Annotated in this window: 16 protein-coding genes and 1 pseudogene; 6 read left to right on the forward strand and 11 right to left on the reverse strand. The window is 68.2% G+C overall.

Going from position 1 to position 16869, the window contains the following annotated elements:
- Positions 1 to 37: 37 nt before the first annotated feature.
- Together rfaE2 (ACFC25_RS08170) and ACFC25_RS08175 are read right to left on the reverse strand one after the other, a co-directional pair.
- Positions 38 to 1624 (reverse strand): D-glycero-beta-D-manno-heptose 1-phosphate adenylyltransferase, encoded by a 1587-nt coding sequence (rfaE2, locus tag ACFC25_RS08170; protein ID WP_376044717.1) that lies wholly within the window; start codon positions 1622 to 1624, stop codon positions 38 to 40.
- On the reverse strand, positions 1621 to 3132 hold the full coding sequence (locus ACFC25_RS08175) for an aldehyde dehydrogenase family protein (protein WP_376044718.1): 1512 nt from the start codon (positions 3130 to 3132) through the stop codon (positions 1621 to 1623). Before ACFC25_RS08175 ends, rfaE2 (ACFC25_RS08170) begins: the two co-directional genes overlap by 4 nt.
- A gap of 184 nt (positions 3133 to 3316) precedes the next feature.
- Here ACFC25_RS08175 and ACFC25_RS08180 point away from each other — a divergent pair, with 184 nt between their 5' ends.
- A complete protein-coding gene (locus ACFC25_RS08180; protein WP_376044719.1) occupies positions 3317 to 4462 on the forward strand; it encodes a glycosyltransferase family 9 protein in 1146 nt (381 codons plus the stop codon).
- Here ACFC25_RS08180 and ACFC25_RS08185 read toward each other — a convergent pair.
- The 7 genes from ACFC25_RS08185 to ACFC25_RS08215 are packed head-to-tail and all read right to left on the reverse strand — an operon-like array spanning position 4459 to position 11296.
- Positions 4459 to 5160, reverse strand: coding sequence for an SDR family NAD(P)-dependent oxidoreductase (locus tag ACFC25_RS08185; RefSeq protein ID WP_337352714.1), 702 nt, complete (start codon positions 5158 to 5160; stop codon positions 4459 to 4461). The two genes, ACFC25_RS08180 and ACFC25_RS08185, sit on opposite strands and share 4 nt — an antisense overlap.
- A gap of 21 nt (positions 5161 to 5181) precedes the next feature.
- A complete protein-coding gene (rfaE2, locus tag ACFC25_RS08190; protein ID WP_376044720.1) occupies positions 5182 to 6564 on the reverse strand; it encodes a D-glycero-beta-D-manno-heptose 1-phosphate adenylyltransferase in 1383 nt (460 codons plus the stop codon).
- Entirely contained in the window at positions 6561 to 7298 is a 738-nt protein-coding gene (locus ACFC25_RS08195; protein ID WP_337349088.1) for an SIS domain-containing protein, read from the reverse strand. The genes rfaE2 (ACFC25_RS08190) and ACFC25_RS08195 overlap by 4 nt, the downstream gene beginning before the upstream one ends.
- Positions 7295 to 8614 carry a glycosyltransferase gene (locus ACFC25_RS08200; protein WP_376044721.1) on the reverse strand — a complete coding sequence of 440 codons (1320 nt, stop codon included), beginning with the start codon at positions 8612 to 8614 and terminating at the stop codon, positions 7295 to 7297. Before ACFC25_RS08200 ends, ACFC25_RS08195 begins: the two co-directional genes overlap by 4 nt.
- Positions 8611 to 9660 carry a glycosyltransferase gene (locus ACFC25_RS08205; RefSeq protein WP_376044722.1) on the reverse strand — a complete coding sequence of 350 codons (1050 nt, stop codon included), beginning with the start codon at positions 9658 to 9660 and terminating at the stop codon, positions 8611 to 8613. The genes ACFC25_RS08200 and ACFC25_RS08205 overlap by 4 nt, the downstream gene beginning before the upstream one ends.
- Positions 9660 to 10760: a glycosyltransferase family 9 protein gene (locus ACFC25_RS08210; RefSeq protein WP_337349091.1), complete on the reverse strand. Its 1101-nt coding sequence runs from the start codon at positions 10758 to 10760 to the stop codon at positions 9660 to 9662. Before ACFC25_RS08210 ends, ACFC25_RS08205 begins: the two co-directional genes overlap by 1 nt.
- On the reverse strand, positions 10760 to 11296 hold the full coding sequence (locus tag ACFC25_RS08215) for an HAD-IIIA family hydrolase (RefSeq protein ID WP_376044723.1): 537 nt from the start codon (positions 11294 to 11296) through the stop codon (positions 10760 to 10762). Before ACFC25_RS08215 ends, ACFC25_RS08210 begins: the two co-directional genes overlap by 1 nt.
- Before the next feature lie 128 nt (positions 11297 to 11424).
- On the opposite strand from ACFC25_RS08215, the pseudogene ACFC25_RS08220 reads away from it, so the two are divergent.
- Positions 11425 to 12360, forward strand: a pseudogene (locus ACFC25_RS08220) (glycosyltransferase family 9 protein); the annotation flags it as partial.
- Here ACFC25_RS08220 and ACFC25_RS08225 read toward each other — a convergent pair.
- Positions 12246 to 13157 carry a sigma-70 family RNA polymerase sigma factor gene (locus ACFC25_RS08225; RefSeq protein WP_376044724.1) on the reverse strand — a complete coding sequence of 304 codons (912 nt, stop codon included), beginning with the start codon at positions 13155 to 13157 and terminating at the stop codon, positions 12246 to 12248. The pseudogene ACFC25_RS08220 and the gene ACFC25_RS08225 overlap by 115 nt on opposite strands.
- Before the next feature lie 146 nt (positions 13158 to 13303).
- Between ACFC25_RS08225 and ACFC25_RS08230 the strand changes: the two genes are divergently transcribed.
- Positions 13304 to 14341 carry an NAD-dependent epimerase/dehydratase family protein gene (locus ACFC25_RS08230; RefSeq protein WP_337349098.1) on the forward strand — a complete coding sequence of 346 codons (1038 nt, stop codon included), beginning with the start codon at positions 13304 to 13306 and terminating at the stop codon, positions 14339 to 14341.
- A gap of 10 nt (positions 14342 to 14351) precedes the next feature.
- Here the strand turns inward: ACFC25_RS08230 and ACFC25_RS08235 are convergent, their stop codons facing one another.
- Complete coding sequence (locus ACFC25_RS08235; protein ID WP_376044725.1) at positions 14352 to 14903, reverse strand: hypothetical protein; 552 nt, start codon at positions 14901 to 14903, stop codon at positions 14352 to 14354.
- 184 nt (positions 14904 to 15087) lie between these two features.
- Between ACFC25_RS08235 and ACFC25_RS08240 the strand changes: the two genes are divergently transcribed.
- The 3 genes from ACFC25_RS08240 to ACFC25_RS08250 all read left to right on the forward strand — a co-directional run.
- Positions 15088 to 16143 carry a hypothetical protein gene (locus ACFC25_RS08240; protein WP_376044726.1) on the forward strand — a complete coding sequence of 352 codons (1056 nt, stop codon included), beginning with the start codon at positions 15088 to 15090 and terminating at the stop codon, positions 16141 to 16143.
- Positions 16143 to 16574 (forward strand): phage holin family protein, encoded by a 432-nt coding sequence (locus ACFC25_RS08245; protein ID WP_376044727.1) that lies wholly within the window; start codon positions 16143 to 16145, stop codon positions 16572 to 16574. Before ACFC25_RS08240 ends, ACFC25_RS08245 begins: the two co-directional genes overlap by 1 nt.
- A partial coding sequence (locus ACFC25_RS08250; RefSeq protein WP_376044728.1) for a DUF3618 domain-containing protein occupies positions 16571 to 16869 on the forward strand: 299 nt, incomplete at its 3' end. The genes ACFC25_RS08245 and ACFC25_RS08250, both read left to right, overlap by 4 nt.

The following is a 16869-nucleotide window of genomic DNA, read 5'->3' on the forward strand; positions in this document are numbered from 1 at the left end:
CTCAACATTAGTTGACTGGCACGCAGGAGCGGCGTCCCTACTGGACTTGCCTGGCTCCCTCGCCTGCCCTGATGCGTCTGACCACGGCCGTGGTGGAACGTTCGGCCACGTAATCCAGGATGGCCACCCGACCGCCGCACTCTTCCACCGCACTGGCCTCCTCCAGCATGTCCGGCGTATAGTCACCGCCCTTGGCGTACACCTCGGGCTTGAGCCGCCGGATCAGCGGGCTGGCCGTGGGGGTGTCAAAGACCGTGACATAGTCCACGCAACTGAGCGCGGCAATGACTGCAGCCCTGTCCGCCTCGGTGTTGATGGGACGGTCCGGTCCTTTGAGCCTGCGCACTGAGGCATCGCTGTTCAGGGCCACCACCAGGATGTCGCCCAGCTGTTTGGCCTGGTTCAGGTAGCGCGTGTGGCCCTTGTGCAGCACGTCGAAGCAGCCGTTGGTCAGCACGATCCGCTGGCCCTGGGACCGGTGCGCCTCCAGCTCCAGGGCGAGTTCGTCGATGCTGAGGGCCGTGTCCGCGAAGCTTGCCAGGTACCGGCCCAGTTGGGCGGTGCTGCACACCGACGTGCCCGGCTGGTGCACCACCACGTCCGCCGCGGCCTGGGCCAGGTCCAGGCTTGCCGTCAGCGGAAGGCCTGCCGAGTGGGCCAAGGTCAGCGCCGCAACAAACGTGTCTCCGGCCCCGGAGGCCTGCTTCTCCGCAGCGGGTCTGGCCCAGGTCCGGTGAGTCCCGCCATCGGCCGGGAACAGTACCGTTCCGTCCCGGTCCAGCGTCACCACCACCGCACGCGCCCCGGTGGCAGCACACAAGGCATCGCGGTGCCGGGCCACGGAGGCCACACGATCCGAGCCTTCCGGCAGGCGCACGCCTAGCAGGCGGCTGGCTTCCTGGGCATTGGGCGTGGCGAGGTCCGGCCGCAACGGTGCCCAGGGACGGGGATCGTGCGCATCCACCACCGTCAAAGGCCGGGGATCCGCCGTTCGCAGGCCGCCTCCATGCGCGCCGTTCGGTTCCGCAGGCCCGCCGTGGTGTCCGGGCCCGCCCAGCGCCTCAATGAGGGCCTCGCGGACCGGGCCGGCCAGGACACCCGTCCCGTAATCGCACACCATCACCGCGTCCTGGTGCCCGACGGCGGCACGCACCGATGCGGCGAGCGCCGCCAGCGCATCGGCCGGGACGGTTTTGGCTGAGTCGTCGATCCGCAGCATCACCTGGCCGCCGCTGCTGATCCGGATCTTCGTGGTGGTGACCATGTCCGGATGCGTGTGGAGATTCCGGACGTCAATCCCGGCATCCTGAAGCTTCCTCCGAAGCGTTGTCCCGGCGTCGTCCGTTCCGATGATGCCGGCCACCGACACCCTGGCCCCGAGCGCCGCGAGGTTCATGGCGGTGTTGGCTGCACCGCCCGGGACGAAGTCGCGGGTGGCCACGTCCACCACCGGGGCCGGTGCCTCCCGGCAGAGCCGCTCGATGGTTCCGCTCCACCAGCCGTCCAGCATCACGTCGCCGATCACCGTGATGGCCGGCCGTTCGGCGGCAAGGCGGCGGGGCAGCCATTCGGAGAGTCCCCGCTGGCTGGAGAGGTCGTCGGCGTCGGCGTGCAACGGGCTCATCGCTGGTCCTCTACAGATGGCGCCCGTTCCCGCAGGGCCCGTTCCACCAGTACCGGCTCGGCCGGCACGGGCTCCGGCAGCGGTTCGTCGGGCAGTTGGAGGGCGAACGAAGGTGGAGCCGCCACATGCACCACTTTCACCCGGGTGAACTCATCGAGCAGCTCGGGGCCGTAGCCAAAACCCTCGCCGCTGGCGCCCCGGGGCTGGGCCGAACCACCCGGCGCCCCGCCAAACACCTCGTTGATCTTCACGGTGCCCACCGGAAGGGCGGCAATGGCCTGCTGGACATGGGCGATACTCCCGGTCAGAACCGTGGCGGCCAGCCCATAACGGCCGCTGCCCGCGAGCCGCAGCCCTTCGTCGAAACTGGGGACCACCTGGACGGCAGCCACAGGGCCAAAGGTTTCCTCCGTCATCACCTGCATGCTGTCGGTGCAGCCGAGCAGGACAGTCGCCGGGTAAAAGGCACCGGGCCCGTCCGGAATTGATCCGCCTTCCACGGCGTGCGCTCCCTGCTCCAGTGCCTCGGACACCTGGGCGTGGACGGTGCCACGCAGCCTGGTATCCACCAATGGAGCCACGGTCCTGTTGCTGTTGCGGAGCGCCGCTTCGGCTTCCAGCGCAGCGCAGAATTCGGACGCGATGGCCTCATGGACGTAGATCCGTTCCACCGATGTGCAGATCTGTCCGCTGTTGCTGAAGGCGCCGATGGCCGCCTGCTCGGCCGCCCACGCCGGATCAACGTCCCGGTCCACGAGCAGTGGATCGTTCCCGCCGTTTTCCCGGAGGACGTGGGCTCCGGACTGGACGGCCGCGTGGGCGATCCGCTCCCCGGATGCAGTGGAACCCACGTGGGCAATGACGTCGACGGCGGCCCGGGTCAGGGCTTCTCCCACCCCCGCCCCGCCGGACACAGTCAGCAGGACGCCCGGCGGAAAGGCCGGCGCCAGCACTTCCCCGAGGGCTTCACCGAGGCGGGGGCAACGCTCGCTCGGCTTGTGCACCACAGTGTTGCCGGTGACCAGGGCTGCGCCAATCAGGCCGCACGCTACCGCTACGGGATCGTTCCAGGGGGTGAGGAGAACGGCTACGCCGCGGGGCTCGGCCACCGTGTAGTCCGAGGCGGTCCGGCTGCCCAGCAGGCTGTGTCCGCGGTGCACCGGGCCCAGCTCGGCGTATTGCTCCAGGGTTGAGACTCCGGCGGCTATCCCGGCCAGGGCTTCTTCGAGCGGGCGTCCGGTTTCACTGCTGTTGAGGCCCGCCAGTTCCTGCGCGGCGGCCTCGAGTGCCCGGGCAGCGGCACGGAGCGCGGCACCCCGCTCCGCCGGGGCGACGCCGGCCCACGGCCCGGCGGCGCTCCTGGCCACCTCGACGGCGTGACTCACCGCTTCGGGCCCGGCCTCAGGGACGGACCACAGGAACTCCCCGGTGCGCGGATCGCTGATAGCCAGTCCGGAGCCGTCAAGGGTCAGGTCAGGGGTGGTTGTGGGTGTGGCGGTCGTATGCATGGAACTCCTCCGTACGTACTTCTCCTTGGAGTCCCGTACCCCGGGGGCGGATGTTTACACGGTGGAATCAGGGCAGAATTGCGCCCCTAGCCAGCTGGGCCAGGCGTCCGTAAGGTGGCAGCACGCGAAGGCGCAGGCACAGGCATAGGTACAGGCATAGGTACAGGCACAGAAGGAGGGCAGCATGGATGAGACCGCCAGGGGCGTCGGGCCGGTGCTAGGCAAATTCCCCGGGGTCTCGCGGGTCGCCGTACTGCGTGGGGGCGGCCTGGGGGACCTGATGTTTGCCCTTCCTGCCGTCACCGCGTTGAAGAAGGCGTACCCGGGCTGCACCGTGACGCTCCTCGGGACCCCGCTGCACGAATCCCTGCTCGCCGAAGTCCAGAGCGCGGTGGACGATGTCATGGTGCTGCCCTTCGCCGAAGGAGTGCGGCCCGGCACCGAGGATGCGTCCGCCGTCGACCGGTTTTTCCTCGACGCCCGCGCCCGGAAGTTCGACCTGGCGGTTCAGTTGCATGGCGGGGGACGGTTTTCCAACCCGTTCCTGTTGCGGCTGCAGGCCCGGCACACGGTGGGGTCCGCGACGCCGGATGCGGTCCCCCTCGAACGGACCCTGCCGTACACCTACTACCAGCACGAGCCAATGCGGGCCCTGGAAGTTGCCGGCCTGGCAGGCGCTGCACCAGCGGCCCTTGAGGCACAGCTTGCGCCGCAGGAGAGGTTCGTGACTCCGCTGCCTGACACCCTCGGCGCGGCGTTGCCAGCCGCCGGTACTCCCGTACTGGTGATCCATCCGGGCGCCAGCGATCCCCGCCGCCGCTGGCCGGTGTCCAGTTTCGGGGCGGTTGCCCGGGCAGCGTCCGACGACGGCTGCCGGGTCCTGGTGGTGGGCGACCGGAACGAAACCGGGCTGGCGGAAGCAGTGGTGAGTGCCGCCGTCGGGCCTTCCGCCGGAACCGGTTCAGGCACCGCAGCGTCTGCGGTTTCCGTGTCCTCCGTGGCAGGGAAGCTGGGGCTTGGTGAGTTGGCCGCGCTGCTGGCCCGCGCCGATGTGGTGCTGGCCAATGACAGCGGACCGCGGCACCTGGCGCAGGCGCTCGGTACAGCCACAGTGGGGATCTACTGGGCGGGGAACGCCCTCACGTCCGCTCCCCTGGGCCGCGGCCGGCACCGGCTCCAACTCTCCTGGACAACGCACTGCCCCGTGTGCGCGGCAGACGTGACGCAGGTGGGCTGGACAGCGCCGCGCTGCCCGCATGACGAGTGCCTCGTGGCGGGTATCGGGCCGGCCGAGGTTTACCAGGACGTTCGCAGCCTCTTGGGAACTTAGGGCCAGGAGCCCTCCTCGGCGTGGCAGATCAGCATCTCCCGCACCTCGCAGCCCTGCGGTTGGGAGAGCACAAACAGGATGGCTTGGGCCACGTTGGCCGGGCTGTTGAGCCGGGAATCGTCCTGTGGTTTGTACTGCTCGGTCCGGTCATCAAAGAAGTGCGTGTTCATGCCGCCGGGGATCATGGTGGTGACACCGATCCGGCCGCCGGTTTCAGCGGCGAGCGCGTGGCTGAAGCCCACCACGCCGAACTTGGAGGCGCAGTAGGCCGTGGCGTCGGCCACCGCGCGTTTTCCCAACGTGGAGGCCACGGTGACCACCCTTCCCCGCGATTCCATCAGGTAGGGCAGCGCGGCGCGGACAACAGAGACTGTGCCCAGCAAATTGACGCCGATCACCTTCTCCCATTCGTCGGCGTCGACGTCCGCCAGCTTGCCGCAACGGTCGATGCCCGCGGCCGTGACCACTGCTTCGAGGCCGCCCAGGGACTCCGCGGCCTCCCGCACGGCCTGCTCCACGGCCAGGCGGTCTGCGACGTCAACTTCGAAGGCTTTCACTGCGGAGACAGTGCTGATGTCCCGGTCAAGGACCACCGGGGTTCCGCCCGCCTTCAGGACGGCGTCGACGACGGCGGCCCCCAGTCCGGAGGCCCCTCCGGTGACCAGGACGCGGCCAGGCCAGGGTGTCTCTGTGTTCATGGTGTTCCTTTCGGTTGGGTTTCAGCTGACCTTGCCCAAGGCTTCGGCCAGGCCCGTTGTGGAACGGGCCGGGTGGTAGGGGACCGTAACGCAGCGGCCGCCCCAACTTTCCACGAGTTCGGCCTCCGGCAGCCTGGCATTTTTGTAATCGCCGCCCTTCACCCAGATGTCCGGCCGCAGCCGCTCCAGGGCGGCCTCCGGGGTGTCCTCGTCGAAGATCATGACAGCGTCCACGCATTCCAGGGCCAGCAGCAGTTCGGCGCGGTCCTGTTGGTTCATGATGGGCCGTTGCTCACCCTTGAGCCGGTGGACGGACGCGTCCGAATTCAGGCAGACAACAAGGCAATCGCCCAGTTCACGGGCGGCCGTCAGCGATCTGACGTGCCCGGCGTGCAACAGGTCGAAGCAGCCGCCAGTGGCCACCACTTTGCCGCCGTTCTCCCGTACGCTGCGGGCCAGGAGCAGTGGTTCGGTGGTGCGGTGCCTGCGTTTGGCCGGTCCTGCCGGCTCCGGCAAGGACGCCACTCCCCCGGCAGCAAGGAAATCCGCGGCTTCATGGACGGCGAGGACGGCGGAGTCCTCCAGGTCCCGGCCAGCCAGCAGGTGCACTGCCAGGCTTGCGGCCAGCCGGTCCCCTGCCCCGCAGGGATCGGCCGGCTCCACCCGGGGTGCCGGGACGGGACGCGGGACGCGGTCACGCTGCCGCAGCAGTGTTGCCCCGTGCTCGCCCGTGGTAACCAGGACAGCGCGGCTGCTCCACTGGTCCAGCAGTATGCCCGCCACCTTGGCCGCCCCATCGGCGGAGGCGGCTCCGACGAACCCGTCGCCGGGGCTCCCAGCCGCTTTGTGGGCTTCAGCAAGGTTGGGAGTGACGACGGCGACCCCCGGCACGGGAGCGGCGCCCGCGGGGTGCGGATCCCACACTATGGGCACATCCTCGGCCAGCCTCGCCAGCAGCTCCCGGAGCTGCGGGTTGGCCGCCAAGCCACGGCCGTAGTCAGCGACAATGATGGCGCTGGCCTTTTCCACGGCCCGCAGCATGGCGGGCGTCACGTCCGGCACCGGGACCCTCCCACAGCCCTGGTCGAACCGGACCACGGGATGTGTTCCTGCCCGGACACGCGTCTTGACCGGCGTCGGGAAGCTGCTGGGACCGGCCGCCAGGCGCACGCCCGCGAGCGCCGCCTCCAACTGGCGCCCGGCGTCGTCATCCGCCAGCACCGTGACAAGGGTGACCGGCCAACCGTCGCCCGCCAGCATCCGGGCCACCAGACCGGCTCCTCCCGCCCGGCGCTTCACGCCGGTGACATCAACCACCGGCACGGGAGCGTCCGGGCTCAGCCGGGTGGCATCGCCGGACAGGTCAACGTCGAGGAGCACGTCCCCCACCACCACGATTCTCATGGTTCAACACCCCACTCCGCTTCCGTTCGTCCCTCCTGGAGACCCGTACTCCGCCGGCGCACCTCCAGGTCAAATGCCCGGCAGATGGCGTGCAGTGCAATCAGGTGGCCCTCCTGCGCGTTGGCGTTGAGGGCATCGATCGTCACTGCCTCATCGCAGGCGTCGGCCAGGGGATTTGGCCCCGGGCCGGTCAGCGCCCACGTGGTGACATTGAGGCGGGCGGCCGCTTCCACGGCGCGCAGCAGGTTGGGGCTTTGGCCGCTGGTGGAAAGCAGCAGCAGGACGTCCCCGGAACGGCCGTGGGCGCGGACCTGCCTGGCGAACACGTGTTCGTAGCCGTAATCGTTGGCGAGGGCAGTCAGCGCCGAGCTTTCGGCGTGCAGCGAGATGGCCGAGAACGGGGCGCGTTCGCCGTCGAACCTGCCCACCAGTTCAGCGGTCAGATGCTGGGCCTCGGCGGCCGAACCGCCGTTTCCGGCCGCCAGGAGCCGCTGGCCGCAGAGGAGGCGCTGCGCCAGCTCCACGCCCCAGGCCGCGAGACGGCCGGATTGGGCCCGGAGCGATTCCAGTGCCGGAACCACGTTGTCCAGGTGCGCTTGCACCGTGTGCAGCGATTCAGCGTCCGCGGACTCCGTGTCCGCTGCCTCCACCTCCAGCACTTCCAGTCCCGGCAAAGCGGCTGGAAACGCGAGGGCCTGAATGTCGGCTTCGCGGATGGACCATTCGGCGGTCACAGCGCTGCCCCTTCCATTCCCAGGGTTGCAGGCAGTTCCGCCATGGCCAGCTGGTAGGCCTTCTCCGTTTCCGCGGCAACCCGGTCCCAGGAATACCGGGTCCGTGCACGGACCTGCCCGGCAGCCCCCATTTCTGCGCGGAGACCGGGGTTTGCCAACAGGATGGCCACCGCAGCGGCGATGGCCTCCGGATCCCGGGGCGGTACATGCAGTCCGGTGCCGTGATCGAGGACGGTGTCCTGCAGCCCGCCCACTGCAGCCGCCACCACCGGCACTCCGCACGCCATGGCTTCCAGTGGAACGATGCCGAACGGTTCGTACCAGGGCGTGCACACGACGGCGTCGGCGCTGCGGAAGATTCCGGGCATGTCGCCGCGCGGCACCTGACCACGCAAGGTCACTTGGTGCGCAACGCCCAGCCCTTCGGCGAGGTCCAGGAGGCGCCGCACTTCCGGATCGGCATGAAGTACCCCGGGCTCGGCGCCGCCGCCCACGATGAGGAGTTCGACGTCGTCGAATCCCGCCTCGGCCAGCTGCGGGAGCGCACGGATCACCAGGTCCACGCCCTTGCGGGGTACCAGCCGGCCAACCGAGAGGATCCGGTGGGTCCTGGGCCTCGGAGCGGGCGGACCGTCCGCGGAAAAGAGCCCCAGGTCCACCCCACACGGGGCGATGGACACTTTTCCGGTGTCGATTCCCATTGCTTTGAGTTCGAACACTTCGTCGGAGCAGGTGGCAATGATCCTGTCCGCGGACCGGCCCACTGAGGGTTCCAGCCAGCGACGCTGCGGCGGGCTGGTGTCCTCGCTGCCTTGATGCCTGCGTTTGACGGTTCCGAGCGCGTGGAAGGTCTGGACGACCGGAATCCGGTACTCGGCATCATCCCTTCTGGCAGCCCGACCGGAAGTATCCCGTGGAGAAGTATCCCGTTCTGCCGAGTCCTGTCCGCCGATCCGCCCGACCGCTTCGAGGGCCGCGAGCCCTGACATCCAGAAGTGCCCATGCACCACGTCCGGCGGCAGCCGGCCCCAGTCCTTGGCCATGCCCGCCGCGAGGTCGTCCATGAACGGAAGCAGCTCATCTTTGGGCACATGGCAGGGCGGCCCGGCGTCCACATGCACCACTTCCAGCCGGGGCCCTGCCTGCACCCTCGCCGGCAGGTCTTCCGCGTCCCGCCGCGTGTACACGGTCACGCTGTGGCCGCGCCGGGCAAGGGCCTCTGACAGCGCGGCGACGTGGACGTTCTGCCCGCCGGCGTCCACCCCGCCCAGTGCGGCCAGCGGGCTGGCGTGCTCGGAAACCATCGAGATCTTCATGGGGTGTTCCTCTCTCGCGCCGGAATAAGGATCTGCTCGTCCAGACGTGTGGTGTGGGGGTGCCGCTTTCCGTTCGCGGCGGCCGGGGTGCGCAGGTCCGCGAGGACCTCATCCCAGCGGTTCAGAAACTTGGTGAGGCCATAGCGTTCCAGCGCCGCCTCCCGGGCGGCGAGGCCCCGCCGTCGCGCTTCTTCCGGGTTGGCGATCAGGCGGCGGGCGCAGCAGAGCAGTTCGCCGACGTCGGCGGACACCGCACCGGCTTCCGGCGGCACCGCGCGCGGCGCCTCGGTGGCCGCCAGGGCCAGGACTGGCATGCCCAGGTGCATGGCCTCCAAAAGTGACAGGCCCAGGGACGTCCACCGCATGGGGTGCAGGTAGACCCGGCAGCGGGCCAGTTCGCGGTGCAGGTCACGGGTCCGGAGGTCCCCGCGGGCAGTCAGCCGGGAGTCCTCAACGCCGATGGCGCCGCCCAGGCCTTCCGTTTCCATGCCGAACACCTGCAGCGGAGCCACCGCCGCGAAAGCCGGAAGCAGGTCCGTCCCTGTCACCCGGCCCCGCCGGACCGGTTCGTTGACCACCACTCCGAGCTCCGGAAGCTCGCCGGTGTAGAGGAGCCCGGGATCCGGGATGCCATGTTCGATGACCACTGTGGGAGCGCGGCCGCTGTCCCACGCCAGCCTGTTGAAATGAGTGACGTGAACCACGGCAATATCACCCTGATCGGCGAGCGGATGCCGGGTGAACGGGAAATCGCCCTTAGGGGTGTTGTGCTCCACGTAGACGGCCGGCAGCCCAACCCCCGGACGCCGTCCCAGGGCCCTGGCAACCTCGGCGACTTCCCCGGGCCTTTGAAGCACGACGGCGTCCACACTATCGGCGTCAAGATCCGCCAACGCTACCTCCCGCACGGAATCGGGCCAATCCCTGCCCGCGCGTCCCAGCCCCCACGGCCCGCCCTCCGGGAGGACCGGCAACAGGTACTCATGGCGGCCGCGGACAAAAGCGTCGGTCCAGGACCCGTGCACATGCCACAGAAGGATCCTCATCAGCTTCGCGCCTTTCTGCGGGTACTGAGGTGCGTGCTGAAGGACGAAACTCCGCCGATCAGCCGCTCCACTGCCTGGACAACGTCCTCGGGTGAGACCGAACTCAAGCACGGGTGGCCAGGCACGGGGCAGACCCGCGCCCGCGTGAGCCGGCAGGGCGCGTCCTGATCGCCCAAAAGCTCCAGCGGAACGCCATACGGGGCCCATTGCACGGCCGGAACTACGGGGGCGAAGAGGCATGCCACGGGCGTACCCACGGCTGCCGCGAGGTGCGCCGGCCCGGTGTTGCCCGTGACCACGGCGTCCGCCCCGGCCAGGACGCCGGCGAGCGTTGGCAGGTCCGTGCGGCCACCCAGGTCAAGGGCAGAAGGGCCGGCGACAGTAGCGGTCAGTGACGTTTCGGAGGGGCCGCCGGTCACCACCACACGGTGTCCTGCGCCTTCCAAAAGTTCTACGGCGGCGGCGTGGTGGAGGGGAGGCCAGGCCCTGGCGGGGACGGCGGCGCCGGGGTGCACCACCACGTAGCGGCCCTCCCCCACCAGGTCCGAGACGTCCGGCGGTGCTTTCACCCGCAGCTTCCCATCGTCCCCGGCCGGGAGCCGATGGCCGGCGGCGCGGGCGATGCCCAGGGCCCGTTCCGCCTCCGGTTGTTCCTCCGGGAAATCCTCGCCGGGCCGGAGCCTGACATCCAGGAGCGAGCCCGCATAGTCGGTTGATGCACCGGTGATGTGCTTCACGCCGCCCAGCCGCAGCAACAGGGCCAGCGGCAGCGGAGACTGGTGGAAAGACGTCAGGATCACGGCGTGGCTGATCCTGGAATCCTTGACGTAGTTGATCAGGCGTTCAGCATGCGGCCCCGTCATGGCGGGAGCCGGATTCATGATCCAGGGGCTGTCCCACGTGTAGATCTCAGTGACCCCGGGCAACAGGGACGCTGCCGCTTCACCCTGGCGTCCGCACAGCATCACCACGTCATTGGGCTGTCCCCCGCCAGGCTGCCAGCTCCCTCGCTGCGGGCCGTGGGCCACGGCGCGCACAGCCGGCCCCGCGAGCAGGACGTCACCGGCACTGTCCAGGCGTGCCACCAGGACCCGTGCCATCAGGCCAGCTCCAGCAGCAGGCGGACTGCTCCGGCCAAGTCCGGCGCCACCAGCCGTGCGCGGGATACTTCTTCCGGGCGGGTCAGCGGAGTGGGAACCAGCACACCCACGGCACCGGCGGCTTCGGCAGCCTCGACGTCTGCGCCGATGTCCCCGATCAGCGCTACCTCGGACGTTTCCAGGCCCAGTTTCCGGCAAGCGCTGTACACCATTCCGGGAGCTGGCTTGCGGCAGCCGCAACCGTCACCGTCCATATGTGGGCAGATCTCCCAGACGTCGAAAGGCCCCAGGAGCTGCTCCACCCTGGCGTTGACCTGATCCACCTGCGCCTGTACCAGCAGCCCCCGGCCCAGGCCGGACTGGTTGCTGACCACCCCCGTGGACAAGCCCTTCCGGCGGACGGAATCGAGGACGGCCTTGGCATCCGGCATCGGCCGGACCAGGGCCGGCTCGCCGTTGTAGGGCACATCGACCACCAGCGTGCCGTCCCTGTCGAAGAGGACAGCCCGGATCTGCGGAGTTTTGGAGCTTCCCATACCCACCTAGTTCCCCCCGGCCCAAGCTCCTAAACAGCCAAAACCAATCTCAAGGGCCAACGTCCTTTCCGCGGGGCTAGACTCCTGTGACACGGCAGCGCCGCGGGTGCTGCAGGGGAGGTGGAGCAATGGCCATTCCGACGGCGGCACCTGGCGGCCGGCCGCAGCTGCTGGTGCTGCGCGCACTCGCCCTGGGTGATCTCCTCGTGGCCGTGCCCGCCCTGCATGCCTTGCGTAAGGCTTTCCCGGAGCATCGCCTGCTGTACGCGGCCCCGGAGTGGCTCGCCGGCGCCGTCGGGCTGGTGGGCGGATTCGAGCTTCTCCCGATGGCTAGCTTGGAGGCCCCCCTTCCCTTCAAAGCCGGCGATGTGGACGTCGCCGTGAACCTTCATGGCAACGGTCCGCAGAGCAGCGAAGTGGTGCACGCCCTCGGCGCCCGGACGGTCCTGCAGCACAGGGGACGCTACGACGACGGACCCGAATGGATCGAGGACATGCATGAGCGGGAGCGCTGGACGCGCCTGCTGCAATGGCATGGAATCGCCGCCAACCCCCTGGAATGCGGACTGCTTCCGCCGCCTGTGCCGACCAGCTTTCCAGGTGCCACGGTGATCCACGTGGGAGCCGCCTTCGCAAGCAGGCTTTGGCCGGCGGACCGGTTCGCCCAGGTGGCCAGGCATTTATCAGCAGGCGGCCATCAGGTGGTGCTAACCGGCAGTGCGCCAGAGCGGGACCGGGCACTTGAGGTCTGCCGGCTGGCGGGGCTTCCCGAAACAGCTGTTGTGGCAGGCGGCCTTGACCTGCCGGCTTTTGCCGCCTGCGTGGCCGGCGCGCGGCTGGTGATTTCGGCCGACACCGGCGCTGCCCACCTGGCATCCGCCTACGCACGGCCCTCGATTGTGCTTTTCGGGCCGGTAGGACCAGAACGGTGGGGGCCGCCTTCGGGGCCTCACGTGGTTTTGACACGCGCGGAACTGCGGCGTGGAGACCCTTTCGCTGACCGTCCGGATCCCGCCCTCCTCGCTGTCTCCGCCGGTGACGTGCTGGCAGCGGCGGAAAGGCTCGAATCCACATAGCTGCTCTCCTGCAACCTTCTCTGCAGCGCCACCAGGACACGGGCAAGCCGACGGGACACCTGCATCTGGGACATCCCAAGCCGCTCCCCCAGTTGCACCTGGGTCTCTTCGCAGAAGTACCGCCGGTACAGCAATTCGCGGTCCGCAGCATCAAGATCGGCCATGGCCTCCCGCAGGCAGGCCAGCTCCTCGAGACGCTCAAGCGGCGCGTCCGAAGTAGCCAGGATTTCAGCGATCGGCTGTGAATCGTTGTGCGGGTTGACGGCGTCGAGCGAGTCCGGGTGCATGCTGGACGAGGCACAGATCGCTTCCAGTACGTCGCTGGGTTCCGCCCCGAGCTCCTCCGCGAGTTCGGGGATGCTGGGTGTCCGGCCGAGCGACTGGGCGAGGTCGGGCTCCACGCGGTATAGGCGCGTCCGGAGGTCCTGGATGTGGCGTGGCGGCCGAACCACCCAGCTGCGGTCGCGGAGGTACCGTTTCAGCTCGCCGCTGATGGTGGGGGCAGCGTACGCCGGGAAGCTGTCGCCCTTGGCCTGGTCGAAACCCCTCGCTGCTTTGACCAGGCCTAGGTACGCCACCTGGTTCAGGTCGGCACGCTCCCGGCCCCTGGCATCGAAGCGGGCGGCCAGCGCCTCCGCGAGGTCCAGGTACTTCACGACGAGGTCGTTTTCGAAGGTCTCACGGAGTTGTCCGCCCTTCGATGTTGCCCCTTGCGGGCTTCGCTGCACTGGTGGCGGCGGAGAAACGGGTTGTTCCAAGGCAACTGCGTTGAGAAAATCGGGCATTGTCGTGGGTTCCCTCGGTCTGGGTCCGAAAGCCTGCGGCAAGACTTAGAAGTAGGAAATCATAAGGCTGCTTATTAAACAATGCTTCCGGATATAGGCTCGATGTGCAGGCCGAGCCAGCCATCCACACGAAGGGAGAACTCTCGATGCGAATTGCCGTCACCGGAGCCAGCGGCAATGTGGGGACCGCGCTCCTGCGGAATCTCCAAGGCCAACTGGAAACAAAGCCCGGAACACTGGAACTCGTCGGCATCAGCCGCAGGCTTCCCAACACCGCCCGGGCACCCTACAGGGGCGTGGAGTGGCACACTCTCGACATCGGCGTGGATGCCGACCTTCCGCTGCTTCGCACAGCATTGGCAGGTGTGGATGCGGTGGTTCACCTGGCCTGGCAAATCCAGCCAAACCGGGACTTGGAGCAGTTGCACCGGACAAACGTCACCGGGACGGCCCATGTCCTGGAGGCCGCCGGACAGGCAGGTGTGGGGCAGATCGTATGTGCCTCATCGGTGGGCGCGTACAGCAAGGCCCCCAAAGACCGCAGGACGGACGAGTCGTGGCCTGCCACCGGGATACCAGGTTCGCACTACAGCAGGCATAAGGCCGAACAGGAGCGCCTGCTTGATCAGTTTGAGGCCGTACATCCCGGGATCAAGGTGGCCCGGCTTCGGCCCGGCCTCACTTTCCAGCGGAACGCCGGCAGCCAGATCGGTGGCTATTTCCTGGGTCCGCTGATTCCGCGGCTGCTCCCGCGGCGGTTGAAGGTCCCCATCCTGCCGGCCCCGGACGACCTGATCTTCCAGGCCGTCCATGCAGACGACGTCGCTGAGGCGTATTGGCGCGTGCTGGACCGACGCGAGTCCGGGGCCTTCAACATCGCCGCCGAACCCGTCGTCACGCCGCAGGAATTGGCCAGGCTGGTGCACGCGCGCAGGATCCTGCCCATCCCCATGTCCCTGCTCCATGGCGTGGCCGCGCTGACCTGGAAGCTTCGAATCCAGCCCACGGACGCAGGATGGATTGATATGGCCTCCGGCGCCCCGGTCATGGACACCGGACGGGCGCGCCGGCTGCTCGATTGGGAGCCCAAGACCTCTTCCGTCGACGCGATCGCGCAAGTGCTGGACGGCATGGCAACGGGGGAGGGAGTTGCTCCCTCCCCCGCACTGAAGCCACGGGACTAGCTACCCGGAGCTAGATCCCCGAACGCGGATTTTCGCGGTCTGCGTTCGCCTCGTCCCTGCGGATTTCCTCCCTACGGGCCGCGTCGGCGCCAGCCACGTCGGTCCGGGCGTCGCCGGTGCGGGGAGCCGCCATGCGCGCATCATCAGCGCGCGCGTCGGCGGGGCGAGAATCGGCAGCGCGGGCGTCATTCCTTGGTGCCTCACCGGCCATGCGCGTATCAACGTCAGGGTCGACGGCGTCGGCCTTGCGCGTGTGATCTGCCACGTCATTCCGGAGGGATTGTGCGTCAGCGGCCCGCTTCTCCGCTTCCTGGCGCAGCCTTGCCGCTTCCACCTGGGCCTGCTCGGCGTCGGCCCTGGCACGCGTAGCCCGGGCCTCGTTTTCGCGGGCGTCCAGTTCAATGTCCTCGGCCTTGCGACGGATCTCTGCCGCCTTTTCACGGTGCGATTCGTCCCGTTTTTGCTGGATTGCCTTACGGCGCTGCCCCGTGACCAGAACTAGCACAACAAGCACCACCACAACGATTGCAATGACCACCCAAACCCATGGTTCCACCGCCACCCACCTCTTCCTACGTAGTTACCTCAGCCCCGGCGGATACCTCGTCAGACAGGGTTGCCGGAACATGCATAAAACTTAATTACCAAGGGTACTTACCTTATGTTAGTAATCATGCTTACTATTTTACGGCCAGTATCGCTGGTTCTTGATCAACAACCGGCCTTCTTGGAAAGAGAGAGCAAAGATGACAGAGAACCAATGGCCCGAGGACACAACCAACACCGTCCCCCCGGCCAATCCAATGAGCACTGGAGAGCGGAGCGCCACCACCTTCCCATCCGCTGCGCAGCCCACTCCCCCAACGGGCAACGCCTATCCCGCCTCTGGCGATGCCGCCGGAACGTCCCGCAAGGATGCTGTGAAGGACGAGGCGAGTGACGTCGCCCGCACCGCGAAAGACTCTGCGCAGAACGTGGCTGAGACGGCAAAGGCTGAGGCCGCCAACGTGGCCTCCGAGGTCAAATCCAACGCCAAGGACCTCCTCTACCAGGCCCGCTCCGACCTCACCCAGCAGGCCGGGACCCAGCAGCAGAAAGTCGCCGATGGACTCCGTTCCATCTCGGATGAACTGCATGCCATGGCGCGGGCCTCAGACCAGCCGGGAGTAGCCAGCGATCTGGTCCGCCAGGTTGCTGAACGCTCCACGTCCGTTGCGTCATGGCTGGACGGCAGGGATCCGGGATCACTCCTGAACGAAGTCAAATCCTTCGCCCGGCAGCGTCCCGGCACTTTCCTGCTTCTTGCAGCAGGCGCCGGAGTCCTCGCAGGCAGGCTCACGCGCAGCCTGAGTGCTGGCGCACCGGAGTCAGGCACGACGCCGGCACGCAGCACCGGCGGCTACGGCACCGGTGAATACAGCTCGGGGGCAAACGGCTCACCCAGCCCCTACGGCAGCCAGTACGGCGCCGACAGCTACAGCGGCGGCCCGGGTGGCTACACCCCGTCCGGCAGTGCAGTTCCGCCGCCACCGGTCCAGGTTCCCGGACCGGCCACCACAACGGCAGGGCTCGACGGCGGGGCTCCCGGTACAGCCGGACAATACAGCCCGGCCGGCCACAGCTATCCCGGTGCCTCCACAACGGCCAGCCCGCTGGACAGCCCGCAACTCGTGGAAGAGCCGTGGTCAGGCAACCAGCTCGCCGACGATCCTCTCCGGGATCGGGACCTTGCCGATGACCCCATGGGCAACGACCCCCGCACCAAGGACCGTTCCACGGACGGCCAGACTGGCAGGCCGTGATGAGCAGCCAGATGCCGGAGACTCCTGCGTCAGCGGCGCATGCGAAGGCGGATAACACGTCCCTGGGTGACCTGCTTGGTGAGGTGACCCGGGATTTGTCCACGCTGATGCGCCAGGAAGTGGAGCTGGCCAAGGCCGAACTGAAGGAGTCCGCGTCCAAGGCCGGCAAGGGCGGCGGCATGCTCGCCGGCGCCGGCGTTGCCGGGCACTTCGTCCTGCTCTTCCTCTCCATCGCCCTCTGGTACGCCCTGGGCGAGCTGATGGGACTGGGCTGGTCCGCCGTCGTCATCGCCGTGATCTGGGCCATCATCGCCGCGGTCCTGGCCTCCATCGGCCGCAAGAACCTCAAAGCCGTCAAGGGCCTGCCCCAGACCGGCGAAACACTCTCAGAAATCCCCCCAACCCTGAAACCCGGTGAGGTACAACGATGAGCGATAACCCGGACGCAATCCGTTCAGACATAGAAGCAACCCGAGCCCGGCTCGGCACCAACGTGGACGCCGTGGCCGACAAAGTCACCCCGTCCAACATCGTCCACCGCCAAACCGACAAGGTAAAAGATGCCGTGTTCGGAGTGAAGGAGAAAATCATGGGAGCCGCGGACGACGCCACCACCACCCTCCACACCCGCGCCGGGCACACCGGCAACGCCCTGGGCCACGCCGGCGACACCGTCGGCTCCACCCTCGGAGACGCCGGCCAGGCAATCAGCGACGCCCCGGCCCA

This window comes from Pseudarthrobacter sp. NPDC055928, assembly GCF_042270935.1.
In the GTDB taxonomy this organism is placed as follows: domain Bacteria; phylum Actinomycetota; class Actinomycetes; order Actinomycetales; family Micrococcaceae; genus Arthrobacter.